This is a genomic window from Streptomyces sp. FH025, from assembly GCF_017427025.1.
Classification (GTDB): Bacteria; Actinomycetota; Actinomycetes; order Streptomycetales; family Streptomycetaceae; genus Kitasatospora.
Genome location: NZ_JAFLNG010000044.1, coordinates 1 through 22,506 on the forward strand (window position 1 = coordinate 1; position 22,506 = coordinate 22,506).

The window sequence follows — 22,506 nt, forward strand, 5'->3', positions numbered from 1 at the left end:
GGTCACTGCTATGTCTACGGCAGCCCAGGGCCGCTACATCGTGCCCCGTTTCACCGAGCGGACCTCGCAGGGGATCCGCGAGTACGACCCGTACAGCAAGCTGTTCGAAGAGCGCATCGTGCTCATCGGCTCCGCAGTGGACCACACCGCCGCCAACGACATCATGGCGCAGCTGCTGTGTCTGGAGGCTGCGGATCCGGACCGGGACATATCGCTCTACATCAACTCGGCCGGTGGGGACATCACGGCCCTCTACTCGGTCTACGACACCATGCAGTTCGTCAAGCCGGACATCCAGACCGTCTGCATCGGTCAGGCGATCTCCGTTGCGGCGGTCCTGCTCGCGGGCGGCACCAAGGGCAAGCGGATCGCTCTGCCGCACTCCCGGATCCTGCTGCAGCAGCCGCATTCGCAGGGCAGGCGCGGCCAGGTCTCGGACCTCGAAGTCGAGGCTCGTGATCTGATCCGGATGCGTGAGCGCGTGGAGGGCCTGCTGGCCAAGCACTCCAACCGCGAGGTCGAGCAGATTCGCCAGGACATCGAGCGCGACAACGTGCTCACCGCCCAGGAGGCGCTGGAGTTCGGCCTGGTGGACCACATCGTCGCCCCTCGGGACCTCGACGCCCGATCGTAGTCGCGGCGTCGGCGATGGGCCGGCCGAGCCGCCCGTCCGCCGATTTCGCGCCGCCGCCCCGCCGCCGGCATCGCGTTCGTCCCCGCCAGCCCCGCGAACTGCTCGCGGGGCTTTGCGCTGTGGCCCTTCCGGTGCCTCGCCGCGAGCTCGGGTACGTCCTGCACCGGCCGCCCGGGGCGGCCATCACCAGTGCCGAGCCTTTCGGGCCCACTGCGCCGGAACGACATCACCACAGAAGCGACGCGGGTGACCCCACGGCGGAGATCACGATTCATAGCTGTCGTGATGAAAGGTTTTCGGTCGCTTGGCCGAACGGGTTTTCGGTCAGCTTCGGGACTCCGGGGTTACGAGAGAGCGTCTCGTTTGGAAGTCGGTCGGCCGACAGTGCACGGGCATGGTCGAACGATCGGTTCCGGACGGGGCGCGGGGACTGTTCCAGCACGTGATGCCTGATGCGCCCGTGCTGCCGTCATGGCTGACCGACCCGCTCCGGGGGCAATTCGCCGCGCTGCTGCCCGAACGCCCGACGGTCGATATTCGCTGTCGACGGCTCTCCAAATGAGACAGCCCCTCAAGTGACAAGGACAAGAATATGAGGAGGGGGGGTTCCGCATGATTCAAGCCATCAGTCGCGGGGCGGTGATCCTATAGGCCTTGTGCGAATCCGGAGTTTGAGGTTGGCTCTCGCAACGGGAGGTGCTGACGATGCGTCCGTTCGTCCGCCCCGAAGCGGCCGCCGGCCGGCCGAACCGCGCGATGCTGCACTTCACCACGACTCGGCTGAAGGTGTGCACCTGAGGCCTGCGACACCGTGAAGGGGATCACCATGACCGAGCCATCGACGACCGCCATGGACGACCTGTGGAAACTGGTGTACACCAGCTTCCGGTTCCCGTTCCTGAACGCCGCATTACGCCTGAAGTTATTCGCCCTGCTCAAGGAGCGGCCGGGCAGCACTCTCGAAGAGATCACCGAGGCGTTGGGGCTGGAGGAGCGCGCGGGACACGTGCTGCTGCTGGGATGCTGTGCGTTCGAACTCGTGCGCAAGGACGGCGACGGGTACCGGAACACCGACGCGACCGACCTCCTGGCGGGCGATCCCGACGGCTTCATGCCCGTCATCGTTCGCTACACCCATGAGATGTTGTACCGGCCGATGGGCTGGCTCTACGAATCGCTGGTGAACAACGAGAACCTGGGGCTGCATCGCGAGCTGCTCGCCGGATCGTCGGCGACCACGCTCTACGAGCTCCTCGCCGAGGACGAGAACCTCGAAAAGGTGTTCACCGCCATGATGGAGCACCAGAGCCGCTCCGTGGTCGAGGACTTCGTCGACGCCGTGGACTTCTCGTCGTACCGCCACGTACTGGACGTCGGCGGGGGAACCGGGACCAACGCCATCGCCTTCGCCCAACGATGGCCGGACCTCCGGGCGACCATCCTCGAACTGCCGAACGTGGCGAAGATGGCGAACGACCGGATCGCCGAGTCCGGCCTGTCCGAGCGGGTCCGCGCGGTCGGAACCGACGTCATGCAGGACGAGTTCTCCACGTCGCACGACTGCGTCGTGTTCTCCCGGTTCCTCGAGATCTGGTCCCCGGAGCAGGTCCGCACCCTTTTCGCGAAGGCCTACCGGGCCTTGGAGCCGGGCGGCCACCTGGTCGTCGTCGCCTGCGCTCAGGACGACGACGAGACCGGCCCCGCCCACGCCGCTTTCATGTCGGCGTACGTCCAGACGGTCGCGTCGCCCGAGGGCCGCATCTACACGCCGCGGGATTTCGAGCAGTGGTACACCGAGGCGGGTTTCGAGCCGATGGACCGCCAGTACTCCGGGCGGTTCGACGTCATCCTCCGCGCCCGCAAGCCCGCGGCCGGCTGAGCCGCCGCAGTTCGGCCGGGGGGCTGTCACACAGGCTCCTTTCCCGCGGTGAACCGGCTGCCCGTGAACACGCCGTCGGCGGCCGGTTCACCGTGAAGGAACCCGGATCGCTCCGGCAACGTCCTGAGCACGGCAATCGTCGAACAGGCCCCCTCGCCCGAAGCGGCTCGCGCAGAGCGACCCGGCGTTGCAGCGGCCGATCGAAGAGTTCGGCGTGAAGGTATGTTTTTGATGCAACGGGGGCTTCAGTGAAATCACCTGACAGGCTGGCTATCGTCACCGGCGGAACCAAGGGCATCGGGCTCGCGTTCAGCCACAGGCTCACCCGGATGGGATATCGGGTGGTCGCGACGTTCCGCGGTGACGAGGAGTCCGCGAACCGGGCCCTGAAGGAGATGGAAAAGGGCCTGTCGGTCGTCCGGTCGGATGTGTCGGACCCCGATGACGTGGCACGGTTGGCCGAACTCGTCCGCGCCGAGCACGGCGTTCCGCAGGTGCTGGTCAACAACGCCGGCCTGAACATCGACCGGCCGGTGCTCGAGATCTCCGACTCGGACTGGCGCCGGGTGCTGGACACCAATCTCTCGGGGCCCTTCTACATGACCAGGGCGTTCGCTCCGCACATGTTGGAGGCCGGCGGCGGCTCCATCGTCAACATCGGCGCGACCACGGCGATCCGCCCCCGGCTGAACGGTGCCAATTACTGTTCGAGCAAAGCGGGCCTGCTCCACCTGACCAAGTGTCTGGCCATGGAACTCGCACCGAGCATCCGGGTGAACTGCCTCATTCCGGGGATGATCGACACGGAGGAGATGCGGACCCGTTACCGCGTGGCCGAGCCGGAATACATGAACGCGCTGCTGGACGAGATCCCGCAGCGCAGGATCGGCGCCACCGACGAGATGGCGGACGCACTGGAGTTCCTGATCGGCGAAGGCGCCGCTTACGTCACGGGCCAGAAGCTGATCGTGGACGGTGGCCAGTTCATGTGGTGAAGGGCTCGGCGATCCCCACTCGGCGATCCCCACTCGGCGGTCCCCACTCGGTGATCCCCTGAGGACCGCGAATCGCCGCCTTCTCGCACCACCAGTTATCGAGGAAGAGGGAAAAGTCAATGCGATCACGCCTTGAGCGCTACCAGGAATTCCTGGAGCAGGAGTACCGCTCCGGCTTCACGAAGTCGGACGAGTACGACATCTCCGGGATCTCGGACGATCTCGTGAAGCAACTGCGAGACGGCCGGTTCACGCGCATCGTGTTCAGTGGAATGGGCTGCTCGGCCATCGTGTCGGACGTGATCAGAGTCTTCTTCAACTCGATCAGGAGCGACCTCGAAGTCCATGTCTTCAACGACTACGACTTCGAGTACCTGATTCCGCGCTCGGTGATCGAGGACGACCGCACGCTCATCATCCTGAGTTCGTACAGCGGCCACTCCAACGAGCCGGTCCGCGCCTTCCACGCACTGCGCCCGATGCACGACCGGGTTCTGCTGCTCACCTCCGGTGGCCGACTCGGCGAGCTGGGCGAGGAGCACGGGGTGTCCATCGCGCGCTGGACGCTGAGCAAGCCGGACCGCGAGTACCCGCTGTTCCACGTCGGCCAGTACTTCTCGATTCTGGTTGACATGTTCCTGAAGCTCGGGCTCCTCGACGCGGACCACGGTCCCGAGGTCCGTGCCCTCGCCAAGACCCTCGAGACCGACTTCACGCCCGCCCTGCGCGAGCTGGCCGCCGGTGCCGCCGCCCGGAGCGAGAACGCCAACATCATCATGCTCGGGTCGCCCAAGTGGCACGAGAGCCTGCTGAAGCTCGCCAAGATGCACTTCAACGAGATCGCCATGGTGCCGGCGACGCGGAACTACTTCCACGAGTTCTGCCACAGCGAGGTGGCCACGCTCACCGATCCCGAGCGCCGGCACAGCATTCTCGTCTTCTCCGACCCGGAGGAGGACGACTACACCCGGGCCAAGCGCAAGAACCTGGTGTCGTTGCTGACCGCGCCGATCCCGCAGAACGCGAACGTCACCGTGACCGAGATCGAGCTCGACCAGCCGACCTTCATGCGCCAGTACTTCACCGCGTTGGAATTCGTCCAGTACCTGACCCTCGATCTCGGAAGGGCGCGGGAGACGAAGTCGCGCAATCTCATCTCGGAGGCGGCCGGAAACCCCTGGTACCACGGCAGCACGATCGCCGCGGAGAACGCCCGCTGAGGCAGTCACAGGGCTCAGACATCGAAGGCAACAGCCGAGAAATGGAGCGATCGTGAATCTCCGGGGGAGCAGCTCTCTCACGGCCTACCAGCAGGACATCTGGGCGGGGAACTCCCTCTTCCCCGATCTCCCGCAGTTCAACTGCTTCATCACCGACCGGTTCACCGGTGAGGTCGACGTCGATCTGCTCAAGGAGTGCCTGCGCCGTGCGGCCGACCGCAACGACGCGTTCCAGCTCCGGATCGACCCGGAGGACGGAACCCCGAGGCAGTGGGTCGAGCACGAGGCGTTCGACATCCCGACGATCGACCTCTCCGGGACCGCCGCGCCGCGTGCGGCCTGTGAGACGTGGATCAAGGACGCGTTCGACGTCCCGTTCGAGGTGGAGCGCCGCCGGCTGTTCGAGATCGCGATCCTCAAGGAACGCGAGGACGTCGTCCACGCGTACGTCAAGGTGCATCACATCGTCGCCGACGCCTGGGGCCTGAACCTGTTCATGTCCCAGGTGCGCGCCGAGTACGACCAGGTGCGGCGGACCGGGCGGTTCGACGACCGGCCCGCTCCGTCGTACCTGGACTTCGTCGAGGACGAGCGCCGTTACCGGGGTTCGGACGACCACGAGCGGGACCGCGCGTTCTTCCAGGAGCAGTTGGAGGGCGTCGCCCCGGCCTTCTTCCGTCGCGCCGCGCCGGCCGGGTCCCGGCGGAGTGCCCGGCACGGTTTCCTGATCGAGCGCGGTCTCATCGACCGCATACGCGAACGCGGTGATTCGGTCTTCGCCTTCGTCGCCAGTGCCTTCGCCGTCTACCTCTCCCGGATCCACGGCACCGACGAGGTCGTGCTGGGCGTCCCGCTGCTGAACCGGCCCACCGCCGGGCAGAAGCGCACCGTCGGCCATTTCGCCAACACCCTGCCGCTGCGGGTGACTCCCGGCGGAGACCGCACCATGACCGAACTGGTCGCCGAGGTGCAGGCCGCGACCCGGGCACTCAAACCCCACGAGCGGTACTCCCTGGGAGACCTGCTGCGCTCGGTGCCGCTCCAGGGCAGCGGCCCCAAGCGGCTGTTCGACACCACCATCGCCTATCTGCGCTGGCCCACCCCGCTCGACGTCCAGGACGTGGCGTACGAGACCGTCGTGCAGGCCCGCGCCCACGACGACGACGTACTGGCGGTCGTCGTCAACGAGTTGGACGACGTCAGCGACGTCCTCGTCGACATGGACTACGCCCTCGACGTCTTCGACGCCGACTTCCCCATCGAGTCGGTGGCCACCCACATCGAGGCGATCCTCAGGGGCACCCTCGCCGGGGCCGACCGCCCGCTGTCGGAAGTCCCCATGATCAGCGCCACCGAGCGCGCCGCCCTCGTCGCGGCCGGCAGCGGCCCGGTGACCGACTACTCCCAGGACACCACGCTCCACGCGCTCTTCGAGCGGCAGGCGGCCAGGACGCCCGACCGGTTGGCCGTCGTCGCGGACGATCCCGCCGAGTCGCTGACCTTCGCGCAGCTGGACGCCTGGGCGAACCACATCGCGCACCAGCTGCGCGGCGACGGCGTGGGCGCCGGCGACCGGGTGGCCGTGGTGGCCGAGCGCAGCCCGCAACTGGTCGCGGCCGTCCTGGGGGTGCTCAAGGCGGGTGGCGCGTACGTACCGGTCGACCCGGGCCATCCCGCGGAACGGGTCAGGTTCCTGCTGGCCGACAGCGGGGCGAAGTCCGTGCTGCTGGGCGGGACCGTGTCCGGCTCCCTGGTGGGTGACGCGGTACCCGTGCGGCACCTGGACGCCACCGCGCGCGTCGCGTCCGCGCCGCCCGTACCCGTCAGCGGCCCACGCGACCTCGCCTACGTCATCTACACCTCGGGGTCCACCGGGCGGCCCAAGGGCGTGCAGGTCGAGCACCGTTCCGTGGTGAACCGGCTGGAGTGGATGCAGCGCCGCTACCCGGTCGGCGGCGGGGACGTCCTGCTCCAGAAGACACCGGTCACCTTCGACGTCTCGGTGTGGGAGCTGTTCTGGTGGGCGTCCACCGGCGCCGGGCTCGCGCTGCTCCCGCCCCGGGGCGAGCGGGATCCCGGGGTCATCCTCGGGACGGTCGAGGCGCACCGGGTGAGCGTGGCCCACTTCGTGCCGTCGATGCTCGGCCCCTTCCTCGACCTGCTGGAAGAGGATCCGGCGCTGCTGGACCGCATCGCGTCCCTGCGCCTGGTGTTCTGCAGCGGCGAGGCCCTGACACCAGCTCAGGTGAACCGGTTCAACCGGGTCTTCGCCGCAGCCGGCGCCACGGCGCCACGGCTGGTCAACCTCTACGGCCCGACCGAGGCCACGGTCGACGTCACGTACCACGACTGCCCGGGTGACACGGCCGAGGCGGTGCGGCGGGTACCGATCGGGAGGCCGATCGACAACGTCCGGCTGTACGTGGTCGGGGCGTACGGCGACCTGCAGCCCACCGGGGTGCCCGGTGAACTGTGCGTCGCGGGCGTGTGCGTGGCACGCGGCTACCTGGGCCGGCCGGAGCTGGACTCGGCCGCGTTCGTGGCCGACCCGTTCACACCCGGCACCGAGGTCCCCCCGGGCGAAGGCCGGGGGAGGATGTACCGCACCGGTGACCGGGCACGATGGCTCGCGGACGGCACCCTCGAATACCTGGGCCGACTGGACGACCAGGTCAAGATCCGTGGAAACCGGGTGGAGCTCGGCGAGGTGCGCGACCGTCTGGCGGCCTTCCCGGGCGTCCGGGACGCGATCGTCGTGGACCGGAACTCACCGGCCCGCGGCGTCCACCTGGTGGGCTACTACGTCGCGGACGAGGACGTGCGGCCCGCCGACCTTCGAGCCCGACTCCTGGACTCCTTGCCGGAGTTCATGATCCCGGCCTTCTTCGTGCGGATCGACCGGATCCCGCTCACCGCGAACGGCAAGGCCGACCGACGACGGCTGCCCGCACCCGCCGTGGAGGCGGACGCCAGGAACGCGGAGCCGACCAACGAGATCGAGGCGAAGATCGCGGCGGCCTGGTCGGTCGTCCTCGAAACCGACGGGATCGGCGTCGACCAGGACTACTACTCCCTGGGCGGTGACTCGATCATGATGCTCCGCATCCAGGCCGAGGCACGGCGCGCGGGCGTCCACTTCACCCTGGCCGACATGGTCCGGAACCCCACCGTGGCGGCGCTCGCCGCGACCGCGACCACCTCGACGCCGGACGGGCAGGACACCCCGCTGGAGCCGTTCGCGCTGGTATCCGGAGTCGACCGCGCGCGGCTGACCGGTCTGGCGGACGCCTACCCGGCGACCCGGTTGCACCTCGGCCTGCTCTACCACAGCCGGGAACACGAGAAGACGGCCGTGTACCACGACGTCTTCCGCTACTCCCTCAAGACGGTCTGGGACGAGGCGGCGCTGCGCCGCGCCTTCGACAGCCTGGTCCGGCGCCACCCGGTCCTGCGCTCCGCGTTCGACCTGGGCGGATACTCCGAACCCCTGCAACTCGTCCACCAGGAGGTCGACGGCGGACTGGAGATCACGGATCTGCGCGACCTCGGTGACCGGGAGGCGCAGGCCGAGGTCGCCCGGCACATCGAGGAGCGGCGGTACCACGAGTACCGGCTGGACCGCCCCCCGCTGTACCTGTTCCGCGCGCACGTCCTGAACGGGTCCGTGGAGCTGGTGTTCAGTTTCCACCACGCGATCCTGGACGGCTGGAGCGTGGCCACCCTCGTCCGCGAACTGCTCCAGGACTTCCTCCACAACGCCGGGCAGCCCGTCGCCGCCGTTCCGTCCGGACCGCTGCCGTCCCCCGCCCTCTACGTGCGCGAGGAACGGCGGGCCCTCGCCTCCGACTCCACCCGGCGCTACTGGCAACGGCTGCTCGCCGGCAGCGAACTGGTCCAGATCGACGGGTTCCGCCCGTACGAGCCCGCAGGCGACGAGGGACTCATCGTCCACCACGTGGAACTGCCGGACGGCCTCGGCACCGAGGTGCGCGACCTGGCGCGCGCCCACGGCCTGCCGGTCAAGTCCCTGCTGCTCGCGGCGCACTGCCTGACCCTGCGGCTGTTCTCCGACACCCAGGACATCACCACCGGCCTGGTCACCGGCGGGCGGCCGGAGGAGGCCGGAGCGGAACGGATCACCGGACTCTTCCTGGAGACGCTGCCGCTGCGCCTCGACACCCGGCCGCGCACCTGGCTGGACTCGGCGCGCGAGGTCTACCGGCAGGAGCGGGACAGCCACCCCCACCGGCGCTACCCGCTCAGCGCGATCCAGGAGGACCGCGGCGGGGACGTCGTCTTCGAGACCGCCTTCAACTACGTCCACCTGCACGTCCTCTCCTCGCTCTTCGAGGACACCGACATGGCGCTGACCGACTTCAGGACCTGGGAGGAGACGAACTTCAAGCTCCTGGTCAACGCGGTGGTCGACCCGATGGACGACCGGCTCTGGCTGCGCATGGACTGCGACGGACGCACCTTCTCCCGGTCACAGGCGGAGAGCCTCGGCCGCACGTACCTCGCCGTTCTCCAGCGGATGACCGAACAGCCCGACGCGGACGTGGACTTCGCCTTCCTGCGCGATCCGCGGGACGAAGCGCTGCTGCGGGCCGGCTCCACCCCCGGCACCGGCGCGGACACCCCCCTGAACGTCATCCGGCGGATCGACGAGCACGTCGCGCGCACGCCGGACGCGGTGGCCGTCTCCTGCGGACCGCGGCAGTGGACGTACGCACGGCTCGACGAGGCCGCCAACCGGATAGCCCGCGGCCTGATCGGCGCCGGAGCCCGGCCCGGGGCCACCGTCGGCATCGCCATGGACCGCTCGCCCGAAACGCTGGCCACCGTGCTGGGGGTCGGGAAGGCCGGCGCCACCTGCGTCCCGCTCGACGTCAGCTATCCGCCGGCCAGGCTCGCGGCGATGGTCGCCCAGGCCGACCCGTTGCGGATCATCACGCACGAGACGCACGCCCACCTCTTCGAGGACTCCTCCCGGCTGCTGCGCGTGGACGACCTGCTCGCAGCCGAGCCGGAACCCGGCGGCGGTCCGGAACTGCCGGAAATCACCGGCGAGACCGTCGCCTACCTGCTGTTCACCTCCGGATCCAGCGGCGAGCCCAAGGGCGTCGAACTCCCGCACCGGGTGCTCGCCAACTACATGCGGTGGCAGATCCCCTCCGCCAGTGGCGCGGCGGGCGGCAAGACCCTCCAGTTCGCGCCGTTGAGCTTCGACGTGGCGTTCCAGGAGATCTACTCCACCCTGTGCGGCGGCGGCACCCTGCAACTGCTCTCCGAGGAGGAACGGCGCGACATGCCGGCGCTGCTGCGCCTCCTGGACCGTGAGGAGGTGGAGCGGGTCTTCATGCCGTACGTCGCGCTCCAGCAGCTCGCGGAGACCTCCCAGGCACTGGGCATCCGGCCCCGCGCGCTGCGGGTCGTGATCTCCTCCGGCGAGCAGCTGCGGATCACCGACGAGATCCGGCGGTTCTGCGCCGCGCTGCCGGGCACCGTGCTGGAGAACCAGTACGGACCGACCGAGACGCACCTGCTGACCCATCACACGATGACCGGCGACCCGGACGGCTTCCCCGACCTGCCGCCCATCGGCACGCCGATCGACGGCATCGAGATCCACCTGCTCGACGGGCTGATGCGGCCGGTGCCGCCCGGCGCGAAGGGCGAGGTCTACGTCGGCGGGGTGTGCCTGGCCCACGGCTACCGCAACCGGCCCGATCTCACCGAGCAGCGCTTCGTACCGCACCCCTCCGGACAGCCGGGCGCCCGCCTCTACCGCACCGGGGACCTGGCCAGGGTCATGCCCGACGGGAACCTCGTGTGGCTCGGCCGCGCCGACTCCCAGGTGAAGGTGCGCGGCTTCCGGGTCGAGCTCGCCGAGGTGGAGCTCGCGATCGCCAAACTCGCCGAGGAGCAGCCCGGCATCCGCGAGGCCGCGGTGGTGGCCCGGCGCAGGGAGGGCGCCGACGCGTTCCTCGCGGCGTTCCTCGTCGGTGACGCGGAGGCCGTGGAGCTGGACGAGGTGCGGACCCGCCTGCGCACGGTGCTGCCGGACTACATGGTGCCCTCGCACCTGGAGTGGCTGCCGCGCCTGCCCCTGACGCCCAGCGGCAAGCGGGACGACGCGTTGCTGCGCCGCATGCCGCTCTCCGCGCCGACGACGGACGCCACCCCGCCGGGTGACGAGTACGAGAAGGCGCTGGTGGGAATCCTGTCGGAACTGCTGGGGCTGCCCACGCTCGGGGTGCGGGACAACTTCTTCGACATCGGCGGTACCTCGCTGACCGCGATGCGGCTGGTGATGACGATCGAGAAGCGGTACGGCGTCAGCGTCCCGCTCTCCGCGTTCGTCGCGGCGCCGACCGTGTCCGGGCTCGCGGAACGGCTGCGGGCCGGGGGACCGGCGGCGGAGTTCGATCCCGTCGTGCCGATCCGCACCCAGGGCGACAAGCCGCCACTGTTCCTCGTCCACCCGCTCGGCGGCCACGTGCTGTGCTACGTACGCCTCGCCCGCCACCTGCCGGAGGACCAGCCCGTCTACGCGCTGCAGGCCGCCGGGACCGTCCCCGGCACGGAACCGCTCAGTTCCATCCCCGAGCTGGCCGACAGCTATCTGAAGGCGATGCGCCGGGCGTGCCCGGAAGGTCCGTACGTCATCGGCGGCTGGTCGTTCGGCGGCTTCATCGCCTTCGAGATGGCGCGTCAGCTGCGGAGCGCCGATCCGGCCGCCCTCCAGGGCACCGTGCTGATCGATCCGATCTTCGTCAAGCAGGGGGAGCGGCCCGATGTCGCCGACCACTCGCTGCTGGAGTGGTTCTTCTGGGAACTGCTGTGGACGGGGAGCGACGGGACCGCGCCGGTGATCGCGCTGCCGGACGGGCTGGACGAAGAGGCGAAGTTCGACTTCATCGTCGAACACGCCACGCGGGCGGGCGTCCTGCCGACGGGTAGTTCACGCACCACCGTGCGGCGCCTGTTCGGGATGTTCAAGGCCCACTGGCGGGCGATCCTCTCCTACCGGCCCGAAACCGGCGACGAGGACCTGGTCCTGCTCCGCGCCACCTCGGAACTGCCGGAGATCCTGCGGCCGATGCACCAAGCCGCCCGGAGCCTGCACGAGGACCCCACCAACGGATGGGGAGCCCTGACCACGGGCCGGGTGCGGACGGTGGACGTGCCCGGTGACCACCTGGTCCTCCTGGAGGAGCCGCACGTGAACGTCGTCGCCCAAAGGGTCGCGGAAGCGGTGACGGGCCGCCTCGATCAGCGGCCGGTCGAGAGGAGTGGGAAATGACGCGGAACTCCGCACGCAAGGCCCTCGTCATCGGGGCGGGGATCGGCGGACTGGCGGCCGCGGCCACGTTGCGCCGGGTCGGTGTCGAGGTGCAGGTCTTCGAGCGGGCTCCCGAGCTGCGGCCGGGGACCACGGCGGTCTCCTTGATGTCCAACGCGATCCTGGCGTTGCGCACCCTGGACATCGACATCGCCCCGGGTCTGGACAAGCGCGGTGAGGTCTTCGACGAGCTGAGGTTCCTCACCAGGCGCGGCCGGCTGATCAGGGCGCTTCCGTTCCGTGAACTCGCGGAACGGCTGGGCGCGTCGAACTACGCCGTCCACCGGGCCGACCTCCAGCGGACGCTGCTGGACGCGATCGGAGACGATCAGGCCATCGAACTGAACGCCGCGGCCACGGGGTTCGTCACCGGCGACGACGGGGTCGAGGTCACCTTCGAGGACGGACGGAAGGCCTCGGGCGACATCCTGATCGGCGCGGACGGCTTCAACTCGGTGATCCGCCGACAGGTGGCGGGCGCCGACGAGCCGCGGCCCGGCAACTACATGTGCTGGCTGGCGACGGTGCCCTTCGATCATCCACGGCTGACCAAGGGCTACGCCGCGCACTACTGGGGGCGGGGCCAGCGCTTCGGCCTCGCCGACATCGGCCACGGCCGCGCGTACTGGTGGGCGACGAAGAACGTCCCCGCCTGGGTTTCCGGGAGCCCGAGGCTCGGCAAGGAGAAGGTCGCCGGCCTCTTCGCCGGCTGGGCCGAGGAGGTGCGGGAGGCGATCCGGGTCACCCCCGAGGAGACGATCGTCCAGATCACCGCCCAGGACCGCCCGTACCTGCGGCGGTGGGGCAGCGGACGCATGACCCTGCTCGGGGACGCGGCGCACCCGATGCTGGTGAGCCTCGGCCAGGGCGCGGCACTCGCCATCGAGGACGCCGTCGTCCTCGCCGAGCACCTCAAGGAGGCGACCGACCTGTCATCGGCCCTGCGCGGCTACGAGGACCAGCGCCGGCCGCGGACCGAGGCACTGGTCGGCACGGCCCGCGCGCTCAGTGAGACCGAGCAGCTGGACGGCCACTTCTCCTCCCGGATGCGCGACCTCTACTTCCGGTTCGCACCCATGTCCAAGTTGACCAGCCAGAACGAAGCGGTCCTCACCTGGCCCCCGCTGGGATGACCACGCCCCATGACCGCCCGCATCCGTTCCAGGAGCAAGTGATGGATCCGTCCGACCCGTTGTTCTTCCCGCCGCCTGCCTTCGCCCGTCGCGTAGGCGCCGTCCGAGCCGGCACGGCGGCCTACCGCCTTCGGAAGGTGCCTCGTTCGGGAGTCAGTCGGGTGGTAGCGCATGGGCATAGTTGAACGGTTGGTTCCGGACGGGTTGTGGGAGTCGTTCCAGCACGTGGTGCCTGACGCGCCCGTCCGGCCGCAGGGAGGCGGGCGACAACGGGCCGGCGATCGGGAGGTCCTGGCGGCGATCGTGTTCGCCGCCAGCACGGGCTGCAGCTGGCGGCAGCTCCCGCCGGTGTTCGGGGCTTCCTGGCAGACGGTGCACCGGCGATTCACCGAGTGGACCGCCGCCAGGGTCTGGGCCGAGCTCCACCGGGTCGTCCTGGAGCAACCCGGCGTCGGCGGCGACTTGGACTGGTCGCGGGCCACGATCGACTCGGTGAACGTCCGGGCGCTCAAGAGCGGGCGCTCACCGTTCCGAGTCCGACCGACCGCAGCATGATGAACTCGGCCGCCCTGCCGCAGAGTTCGGCTGTACCTCCGCCCTGAAGACCGGACACCCCCTCATATGCCGATGTTTCGCCCGAGTGGAAACGCACCGACCCCACCCGCTACCACGAGACCCCGCAGGCCCTCTCCCACGCGCACGGGGATGTCCTCGGCGCGGCACCCGTCCGCACCGGCACGGAGATCCCGGACCGCCGGTGCGTGCCTGCTCCGATCCAGGCGAACTCCGTACCGCACGGACGCCCCTGGCGGGCACGTGGGAGGGGCTCCTCGTTCTGGTGAACGCGAGTTGGAGTCAGCGTGGTGTCGCCATGGAGGCGTTCGGCGATCGCTACTGTCCAGCCCCATGACGACGGTTGTGACACGCACGGTTGAGTACCCGGCCGACGGCCTGACGATGGTCGGACACCTCGCGCTCCCGGCCGGTGCCGACCGCCGGCCCGCGGTCCTGATCGGGCCCGAGGGGCCGGGGCTGAACGACTTCCAGCGCCGCCGGGCCGACGCCCTGGCCGAGTTGGGATATGTGGCGCTGGCCTTCGACATCAACGGCGGGCGCTGGTTCACCGACCCGCAGGAGATGCTGGCGCGGGCGACCCCCCTGCTCGCCGACCCCGACCGGATGCGGGACATCGGCCACGCGGCGCTCGACGTGTTGCGCGCCGAACCCCGCACCGACCCCGACCGGATCGCCGCCGTCGGCTACGGCACCGGAGGCGCGATCGCGCTGGAACTCGGGCGCGACGGCGTCGACCTGCGCGCGATCGGGACGATCAACGCACTGACCACGGGCCGACCGGGCGAGGCGGCGCGCATCCGCTGCCCGGTGTGGGCCGGGGTCGGCTCGGCGGACCCGATCATGCCGCCCGCGCAACGGGACGCGTTCACCGCGGAGATAGAGGCCGCGGGTGTCGACTGGCGCCTCGTGGTCTACGGCGGGGCCTTGCACGCTTTCCACCACCCGCCGGTCGACCAGGCCGTGCTCCCCGGCGTCGGCTACCACCCGGTGCACGCGCAGCGGGCCTGGCGCGACGTCGTCGGCCTGCTCGCCGAGTGCCTGCCCGTAACGGAGGCCGGCAACGGGTGAAACGAGGACCACGGACGACGGATCAGAAGACGGGCACCCCGCAACTCCGGTATCGACAGGACGTCTTCGAGGGCTGTCCCATTGGTACCGGAAACCTCTATTCACCATGACGTCGTCATGCATTCCGGGTCCGCGGCAAGGAAATTGGATAGTTGTGCGGGTGGGGTTGCGGGACTAAAGTTCATGCCGGTGCCCTTGTGGCGTTCCGCAGCCCTTTGGTTGGAGCATCGCCGCAGGTCAGCGGCTCGCAATCGCTGTTAAGTCAGTGACATTGGGACTAGATCGAACGGCCGTGCTCGGAGTGGTCGGCGGAGGCCGGTTGACCCGAGCCTGAGGGAAAGGAATTCCGTCTTGACCGAGACCGAGAATGCCACCGCCGATTCCGCGATACCCGACAGGACCGAACGGCTCGACATTCCCGACGGGATCGAGTTACTCGCCTCGCTCAGCCCCGACTTCGTCGCCGACCCGTACATCGCCTACGCGCGGCTGCGCGAGCGCGGTCCGGTGCACGAGGTGGTGACGCCCGACAGGGGGCGGGTGTGGCTCGTGGTCGGGTACGAGGCCGCGCGCGAGGCCTTCAGCTCCCCGAAGCTCAGCCGGGACTGGCAGCGCGAGTGGCGGCAGACCGGCTGGAGCCCGCCGTACGCCCTGAACATGCTCGGCACCACCAACATGCTGCTCAGCGACCCGCCCCACCACACCCGGCTGCGGAAGCTGGTGTCGAGGGAGTTCACAGCCCGGCGGGTCGAGACGATGCGGGAGCGCGTCCAGGAGATCACCGACGAGCTGCTGGACCGCATGACGGCGGACGGAGCGCGCCGCGCCGACCTCATCGACGCCTTCGCCTCCCCGCTCCCCATGATCGTCATCTGCGAACTGCTGGGCGTCCCCGGCCTGGACCGCAACGCCTTCCACGCCTGGTCCAACGAGACCCTCGCGCCCACCAGCCCCGAGGCGGAGAAGGAGGCCTACGAGCAGATCATGCCGTATCTCATGGGGCTCATCGCCGCCAAGCGTGAGAGCCCCGGGGAGGACCTGCTCAGCGCCCTCGTCCACACGGTCGACGAGGGCGGCGACACTCTCACCGAGGACGAGCTGGTCTCGTTGGCCTTCCTGATGCTCGTCGCCGGACACGAGACGACGGTCAACACGATCGGCAACGCGGTGCGTGCGCTCCTCGCGCACCCCGAGCAGATGGCGGCCGTACGGGCCGATCCGGCGGGGCTGGCGGCGGGGCTGGTGGAGGAGACGCTGCGCTACGACGGGCCGGTGGAGACCACCACGCCGCGCATCGCCCTGGAGGAGACCGAGATCGGCGGCGTACGGGTGCCGCGCGGTGCCATCGTGCTGATCGCCATGGCCGCCGCGGACCGCGACCCGGCGCGCTACCCCGACCCGGACCGCTTCGACGTACGGCGCGATACCCAGGGCCATACCGCCTTCGGATACGGGATCCACTTCTGCCTGGGCGCCCCGCTCGCCCGCCTTGAGGCCGAGGTGGCGCTGCGCTCGCTACTGGAGCGCTGCCCGGACCTGACGGCGGACGGGGAGCAGGGGGAGTGGCTCCCGGGGATGCTGATCCGGGGGGTGCGGGAGCTGCCGGTGCGCTGGTGATGCGCCCGCCGCGGGCGGACTGACGGACTGACGGACTGACGGACTGACGGGCGGACGGGCGGGTGAGCGGCCGCGGCATCGCCGGCAGTGCGACCGGCGCGGATGATGGTCGGCGGTGAGGTGCCGGGGCGGAGGGGCAGGCCGACGAGTCGGCGGATCTCCGCGACGGAGAGGGGTGTCAGGCCGTCGCGGCCGGGTCGGGAGCCCCTTTGACAGCTCGTGCGCGCGGATGGCGGTCAGCAGACGAGTGCGGCCATGGGCAGGGGGATGCGCCGGTACCAGGCCTGGTACCGGCGCACCTGGTAGTGGTCCGGGCCGCACTCTCGCCGCGCCGGGTCCAGCCGCTTGTGTCGCCAACGCGCTGGCGGCCGGAGGGAGCCCTTGCCCGTGCAGCGAGGGCACGGCGTGTAGTCGATTGACGGTCCGTGAGTGGCTGAACGGCGTGATGCTCACCGATCAGGTGCCGGTCGGTGGATGGACGGTTGAGGGGCGGGCGTGGGGGAGCCGGTGTCGACGGCTGCGTCCCCGGATTCCCGGCGCGCGACCGGCGATGTGAAGCGGAAGCGGACCGTCGACATCCCGAATGGACAGACCCATGCGGTAGCATTCCGGCCAGGGTGTTTCGTACCGGTCGACCCTTTTCCATCACCTTCTGGGGAACAGCGATGGCACGGCAGCTTCGCGCGGAGCAGACGCGCACCACAATCATCGGAGCTGCCGCCGATATGTTCGACCGCCAGGGCTACGGGGCCACCAGTCTGAGCGACATCGCGGGCCGGGGCGGGGTCACCAAGGGGGCGCTGTATTTCCACTTCGCCTCAAAGGAAGAGCTCGCCGTCGCGGTGGCCGCGCAGCAGCTCGACCTGTCCAGGCGATCGATCGAGAAGCTCTTGGTGCGGAACTACCCGGGGTTCGAAACAGTAGTTCGTATGACCTTTGAGCTGGCCGAACAACTGCTGGTCGAGCCGGTGATCCGGGCCGGTATCCGACTGACGCTCGAGCACGTCCTGCCGGAGTCCCGGGGCTGCGAGGCGTACGGGCCCTGGCTGGAGGTCGGGGCCCGGCAGCTCGAACGGGCCGTGGCCGAGCTGGATGTGAGGCCTACGATCGATCCGTCGGCCTGCGCCCGGTTCATCGTCGGAGCCTTCACCGGTGTGCACTTGGTGAACCGGGCCTCGACACCGGAAATTCCGCTTCCGCGGCGGGTCGCCGAGATGTGGGACGTGATCATCCCCGGGACGGTTCCCCCTCGGCGGAGCGGCTACTACCTTGCGCTGGTATCGGAGCTCGCCGCCGAGTCGGACGCGCCGGCCTGATAGCCGGGACCGCCCGAGGTGCGTCCCGGGACGGTTGGGGCGGGTGATGCCGATCAGGCGGACGGGAGTTCCGGATTCGGATCCCCCCGTATGCGGACCATATTTCGCGGCGGAGTATCGCGCGCGAATTGGTGACGCGAAGTCCGTGGAATCGGTGGCGATATTGCCGAGGGAATTCGGCGGGGAAATCGGGTTGGGTGCGCGTCGGCACGCGCGTCGGCACGCGCGGCCCGGGTGGGGGAGAGACGACAGCCGGCAGCCCGTTGGCGTGGTCCTGCCACTGGTCGAGTAGGGTGGAAGCGGCGCAGGACCGTGGGGGTTCCCCGCATACGGCTGATCGACGGGGTGTGCCGACCGGTGGGGGCGTGGAGCGTACCAGCTGCCAGGTTTCCGGTCGCCATCAGGGGGGTCAAGACTGACGCCCGACGTGTGTCGGGCATGTAAACAAACCCCTAGACCCGAACCATCGTTGACGGAACAGGTCGATCGGTATTTAAATCATTGGCGTTAGTTGTCGCCCACGGGGGGATTGAGCAACGATGACGTCCTTTGCCGCACCGGCAGCCGAGGTGGCGCTTCTGAGAGTCCCGTCCGACGCTGAGGTCCTGTGCGAGCGGACCAGCCAGCTCGGCTTCCTGCACCAGCTCTTCACGGACGTCAGGGACGGCAGAAGCCACATCGCGGTGGTCACCGGCGCGGTGGGCCACGGCAAGACCAGCCTGCTGCGCACCTTCGTCGACCAGGTGGCCGCGGAGGGCGCGACCGTGTTCGCCGCCACGGCGTCGAGAACGGAACGGCCCGTACCCTTCGGGGTGCTGACCCAGCTGTTCCGTGCCGCGGACCTCCCGGAGAGACGGTTCTCCCAGGTCTGGGCGCTCATCGAGGAAGCCCAGACCGTGCTCGGCCGCGACACCGGTCGGACCCAGCCGGACGGCCAGGCCGGGGCGCAGATCTTCCACGCACTCGGCATGGCCGTCCTCGACCTGATCGACACCGTCGCCGGCCCCTTGGTGATCACCGTCGACGACGCCCACAACGCCGACCTGCCCTCGCTCCAGTGCATCGCCGACACCCTGCGACGCGCGCGTTCGGCCCAGGTGCTGGTGGTGCTGGCCGAGACCTACCACGCCTGGGTGGGCAGCGCGCTCACCACGGGCGAGCTGCCCGCCGAGTCCCGGTCCCCGCTGCTCCGGCTGGAGCCGCTCACCCCGACCGGGGTGGAGCGCATGCTGGCCGACCACCTCGGACGGGCCAGGGCCCGCGCGGTCGGCGCCGAGGCCTACGCGGTGACCGGCGGAAACCCGCTGTTACTGCGCGGGCTGATCGAGGACAACCGTCGCGGGCAGGCCCTCCAGGACGAGCTCGTGGTCGGCCCCGGTTACGACCAGGCGCTGGTCAACTGCCTGTACCGGTGCGACCCCTGGATGGCCGCGCTCGCCCGCCAGCTGTCCGTGCTGGAGCGGGTGCCGTCGACCCGGCTGCTGGCTCGGATGGTCGGCTACGCCCCCGAGGTGGTCGAGCAGCTGCTGGACGCGCTCCAGACGGCCGGAGTGCTGGCCGGCAGCCGCTTCCGCCACCCCAGGGGCCGGGCCGCCGTGGTCCGCTGGATGTCCGCCGAGAGCCGGGCCGCGCTGCACGCGCGCACCGCCGAGCTGCTGTTCGAGTACGGCGGGTCGGCCATCACGGTGGCCCGTCAGCTGATCGCCGCCGACTGCCTGGGCGCCGACTGCTTCCTCCCGGTGCTGCACGAGGCCGCGGAACAGGCACTGGCGGAAGGGGACGTCGAACTGGCCCGCGACTGCCTGCGGTTGGGCAGCCGGAGGTCCGCCGGCGAGCAGGAGCAGGCAGCCACCGCCGCGATGCTCGTCCGGGCCGAGTGGTACAGCGACCCCTTCGGCGCGCTCCGCAGGGTCCCGATGCTCACCGAGGCCGCCCTGGCGGGCCACCTGACCGGAAGTCAGCTGGCCGGCCCGGTCAACGCGCTGCTCTGGTTCGGCCAGCCCGAGGAGGCCGGTCACTTCATCGACCGGATGGACGGCCTGACCGGCTCCGCGGGCGACCGCGAGACCGGGCGCCAGATCCAGGTCTCCCGCCGGTGGTTGGCCATCCTCTACCCCGCTCTGGCCGGGGCCGTCCCCGAGGACCCGGACGCCACCGGATGTGCCCGCAGCAGCAGCCTCCACACGCACGCCCTGGACCTGCTCCGGGCCCTGCTCACCGGTGGCGCGCGGCCGGAGCTGCTGGCCGAGGCGGAGCAGGCGCTGCGGCGGTACCCGCTGAACGAGCGGACGCTGCCGGTGCTGCTCGCCGCGCTGCTCACCCTGCTGGTCGGCGAGCGCGCCGAGGAGGCCGGGAAGTGGGCCGAGAGCGTCAGCCGGCAGGTGCCGGGTTCGGCTCCGCTGTGGCGGGCCATGCTCGGAACGATCAGGGCCGAGATCGCCGTCTGGCGCGGCGACCTGCGGGCCGCCGGGCGCGACATCCGCGCCGTGCTGGACGAACTCCCCGTGCGCAGCTGGGGGATCGCGATCGGCCTGCCGCTGAGCATCGTGATGCGCGTCGCCACTCTGACCGGCGAGGACTGTCCGGACCTGTTCAAACTCCAGGGCCTGGTGCCGGACACGATATTCCAGACCCCGATCGGGCTCCGGTACCTGGAGGCCCGGGGCCGCTACCAGCTGGCGCTCGGACAGGTCCAGGCGGCGCTCGACGACTTCCTGACCATCGGCCGGCTGGCCGCGCAGTGGGGGATGGACGTCCCGTCGCTGGTGCCGTGGCGCGTGGAGGCGGCCCGGGCTCTTTTGCAGAGCGGAAAGCCGGACGCGGCACGGCAGTTGGCCGCCGAGCAGCTCAACCGGTGCGCGCCGGGCGAGCACCGGGCGCGGGCGACGGCGCTGATGGTGCTGGCGGCGTGCAGCACCCCCGGTGAGCGGGTGAAGCTGCTCACCCGGGCCGTCGATGCGCTCGCCCTGTGCGAGGCCCCGGTCGAGCTCGCCTTCGCGCTCAACGACCTCGCCTGGACCCACCAGGAGCTCGGCCAGTTCAGCAAGGGCCACCGGCTGCTGCGCCGGGCCCAGCAGCTGGCCGAGACCACCGGGCTCGCGCTGCCCACCCGGGGAGCGGCCGGGGCGGGCGAGGGCGAGGCCGGCGCAGGACGGGAGGGTGGCGAGGAGGGCCTGCTCGACATCCTGAGCGACGCGGAACTGCGGGTGTGCAGCCTCGCGGCGCGCGGGATGAGCAACCGCCAGATCGCCACGACGCTGTTCGTCACCGTCAGCACCGTGGAGCAGCACCTGACCAGGGTGTACCGCAAGCTCAACATCAAGCGGCGCACCGACCTGGCGGCGGCCATGCAGCAGGCGGGCCCGCCGGACGGACTGCCGCGCTCGGCTGCGTGAAAGACCCCGGGCCACGGCTCGGGGTCTCCTGCTTGAGTCCTCAATCCCCGGGTGCGAGGCGCTGGTTGGGGGTGAGTCCGCGCCCAGGAGGTGGCGGGACCGCCGCCGGGCCGGGGTGTCACCGGACGCCGGTGCGGTGGAGGCTGCACCGGTTCGACGAGTTCGGGCCGGGCGCACCGGAGGCGGAGGCCGGACGGTAGGGGACCGCTGCCGGGCGCGCTCACGGGTGCGGTGGATCCTGCTCGCCGGAGGGGTGCGAGGGCGCCTCGCCCGGTCCTGGAGCCGCTCGAAGGGCCCGGATCCCGGGGGAGGAGGGAGCGGACCGTCGGCCGGTGCGCCGGCCCGCCAGGCGGCGCCGTGGTCGTGTGCGCCGATGGGCTCGGGCCCCACGTCGGCGGATGGTCCGGCGGATGGCCCGGTCGGCCCCGCGGACGGCTCAGCCGGCCACGCGTGGCCGGGCCGGGGCGAGTGCCTCGGTGATCAGCCCGGCGACCGGGGCGGTCTGCGCGTCGAGGTAGAAGTGCCCGCCCGGCAGGACGTGGACGTCGGTCTCCGCCGCGGAGTGCATCGACCAGGCGTGCGCGTCGGTCAGCGAGGTCACCGGGTCGGCGTCGCCGACGAGGACGGTGATCGGGCAGGTGAGCCGGAATCCGAAGGGCGGCGCGTACGTCTCGATCGCCCGGTAGTCGGCACGGAGCACGGGCAGGGTCATGCGGAGGATCTCCTCGTCCTCGAAGACGCTCCGGTCGGTGCCGCTGAGCCGGCGCATCTCCGCGATCAGGCCGGCGTCGTCACGCAGGTGAACGGCTTCGGTGCGGACGACCGAGGGACTGCGCCGTGCGGAGGCGAAGAGGCGGACCGGTCCGGTGGCGGTCCGCTGCTCGAACCGGCGGGCCACCTCGAAGGCCAGTACGGCGCCGAGGCTGTGACCGAAGAAGGCGAAGCGGCCGCCCAGTTGGGGCCGGAGGGCTCGGTAGGTGGCGTCGGCGAGGGCGGGAATGCTGTCCAGCAGCGGCTCGCGGTAGCGGTCCTGACGGCCCGGGTACTGGAGCGCCAGCGGCTCGATGCTGTCGGGCAGGGCGCGGATGAGCGGCAGGAAGGAGCTCGCCGCGCCGCCCGCGTGCGGAAAGCAGACCAGCTGCACCCGTTCGTCGGAGTCGTCGTCGGTGGGCGTCGGGCGGAACCGCCTGATCCATGAACTCTCGTCGTGGGAAGTTGTGTTCACACGTCAAGGCTATGTCGCGGTGATCGGGCGGGGCTGCCCCTAACGTCCCCTAATCCCGGGTGCGGAAAGTTCGGCGCGAGCCCCGGTGATAAGGGGTGGTGGT

The 22,506-nt window shown here is 70.3% G+C and carries 12 protein-coding genes and 1 pseudogene; 12 read left to right on the forward strand and 1 reads right to left on the reverse strand.

Annotated features, from left to right (window positions below):
* Window positions 1-10 precede the first annotated feature (10 nt).
* The 12 genes and pseudogenes from J0670_RS05515 to J0670_RS05570 all read left to right on the forward strand — a co-directional run bounded on the left by J0670_RS05515 (window position 11) and on the right by J0670_RS05570 (window position 21,178).
* Entirely contained in the window at window positions 11-634 is a 624-nt protein-coding gene (locus J0670_RS05515; RefSeq protein ID WP_207810198.1) for an ATP-dependent Clp protease proteolytic subunit, read from the forward strand.
* Between the two features lie 394 nt (window positions 635-1,028).
* On the forward strand, window positions 1,029-1,196 hold the full coding sequence (locus tag J0670_RS05520) for a hypothetical protein (RefSeq protein ID WP_207810177.1): 168 nt from the start codon (window positions 1,029-1,031) through the stop codon (window positions 1,194-1,196).
* Window positions 1,197-1,460: 264 nt separating this feature from the next.
* The gene (locus J0670_RS05525) at window positions 1,461-2,513 is read left to right on the forward strand and encodes a methyltransferase (RefSeq protein ID WP_207810179.1); all 1,053 of its coding nucleotides are present in this window, start codon (window positions 1,461-1,463) and stop codon (window positions 2,511-2,513) included.
* Between the two features lie 248 nt (window positions 2,514-2,761).
* Window positions 2,762-3,508, forward strand: coding sequence for an SDR family NAD(P)-dependent oxidoreductase (locus J0670_RS05530; RefSeq protein ID WP_207810181.1), 747 nt, complete (start codon window positions 2,762-2,764; stop codon window positions 3,506-3,508).
* A 119-nt stretch (window positions 3,509-3,627) separates the two neighbouring features.
* Window positions 3,628-4,728, forward strand: coding sequence for an SIS domain-containing protein (locus J0670_RS05535; RefSeq protein WP_207810183.1), 1,101 nt, complete (start codon window positions 3,628-3,630; stop codon window positions 4,726-4,728).
* 52 nt (window positions 4,729-4,780) lie between these two features.
* Window positions 4,781-12,034 carry a non-ribosomal peptide synthetase gene (locus J0670_RS05540; RefSeq protein WP_207810184.1) on the forward strand — a complete coding sequence of 2,418 codons (7,254 nt, stop codon included), beginning with the start codon at window positions 4,781-4,783 and terminating at the stop codon, window positions 12,032-12,034.
* Window positions 12,031-13,206 carry an FAD-dependent monooxygenase gene (locus J0670_RS05545; protein ID WP_207810186.1) on the forward strand — a complete coding sequence of 392 codons (1,176 nt, stop codon included), beginning with the start codon at window positions 12,031-12,033 and terminating at the stop codon, window positions 13,204-13,206. The genes J0670_RS05540 and J0670_RS05545 overlap by 4 nt, the downstream gene beginning before the upstream one ends.
* Window positions 13,207-13,377: 171 nt before the next feature.
* A pseudogene (locus J0670_RS05550) lies at window positions 13,378-13,769 on the forward strand (transposase); the annotation flags it as partial.
* Window positions 13,770-14,112: 343 nt separating this feature from the next.
* The gene (locus tag J0670_RS05555; protein ID WP_207810190.1) at window positions 14,113-14,850 is read left to right on the forward strand and encodes a dienelactone hydrolase family protein; all 738 of its coding nucleotides are present in this window, start codon (window positions 14,113-14,115) and stop codon (window positions 14,848-14,850) included.
* A gap of 351 nt (window positions 14,851-15,201) precedes the next feature.
* Window positions 15,202-16,467 (forward strand): cytochrome P450, encoded by a 1,266-nt coding sequence (locus J0670_RS05560; protein WP_243436572.1) that lies wholly within the window; start codon window positions 15,202-15,204, stop codon window positions 16,465-16,467.
* 665 nt (window positions 16,468-17,132) lie between these two features.
* On the forward strand, window positions 17,133-17,783 hold the full coding sequence (locus J0670_RS05565; protein WP_207810192.1) for a ScbR family autoregulator-binding transcription factor: 651 nt from the start codon (window positions 17,133-17,135) through the stop codon (window positions 17,781-17,783).
* A gap of 569 nt (window positions 17,784-18,352) precedes the next feature.
* Window positions 18,353-21,178: a LuxR family transcriptional regulator gene (locus J0670_RS05570; protein ID WP_207810194.1), complete on the forward strand. Its 2,826-nt coding sequence runs from the start codon at window positions 18,353-18,355 to the stop codon at window positions 21,176-21,178.
* A gap of 436 nt (window positions 21,179-21,614) precedes the next feature.
* Here the strand turns inward: J0670_RS05570 and J0670_RS05575 are convergent, their stop codons facing one another.
* Complete coding sequence (locus J0670_RS05575; RefSeq protein WP_207810196.1) at window positions 21,615-22,403, reverse strand: thioesterase II family protein; 789 nt, start codon at window positions 22,401-22,403, stop codon at window positions 21,615-21,617.
* Between the last annotated feature and the right edge of the window lie 103 nt (window positions 22,404-22,506).

Excerpts from the sequence above, each read along its gene's own strand:
- J0670_RS05520 (WP_207810177.1), top strand. The coding sequence starts at position 1,029 with ATGGTCGAACGATCGGTTCCGGACGGGGCGCGGGGACTGTTCCAGCAC.
- J0670_RS05545 (WP_207810186.1), top strand. The coding sequence starts at position 12,031 with ATGACGCGGAACTCCGCACGCAAGGCCCTCGTCATCGGGGCGGGGATC.
- J0670_RS05555 (WP_207810190.1), top strand. The coding sequence starts at position 14,113 with ATGACGACGGTTGTGACACGCACGGTTGAGTACCCGGCCGACGGCCTG.
- J0670_RS05565 (WP_207810192.1), top strand. The coding sequence starts at position 17,133 with ATGGCACGGCAGCTTCGCGCGGAGCAGACGCGCACCACAATCATCGGA.
- J0670_RS05535 (WP_207810183.1), top strand. The coding sequence starts at position 3,628 with ATGCGATCACGCCTTGAGCGCTACCAGGAATTCCTGGAGCAGGAGTAC.
- J0670_RS05525 (WP_207810179.1), top strand. The coding sequence starts at position 1,461 with ATGACCGAGCCATCGACGACCGCCATGGACGACCTGTGGAAACTGGTG.
- J0670_RS05515 (WP_207810198.1), top strand. The coding sequence starts at position 11 with ATGTCTACGGCAGCCCAGGGCCGCTACATCGTGCCCCGTTTCACCGAG.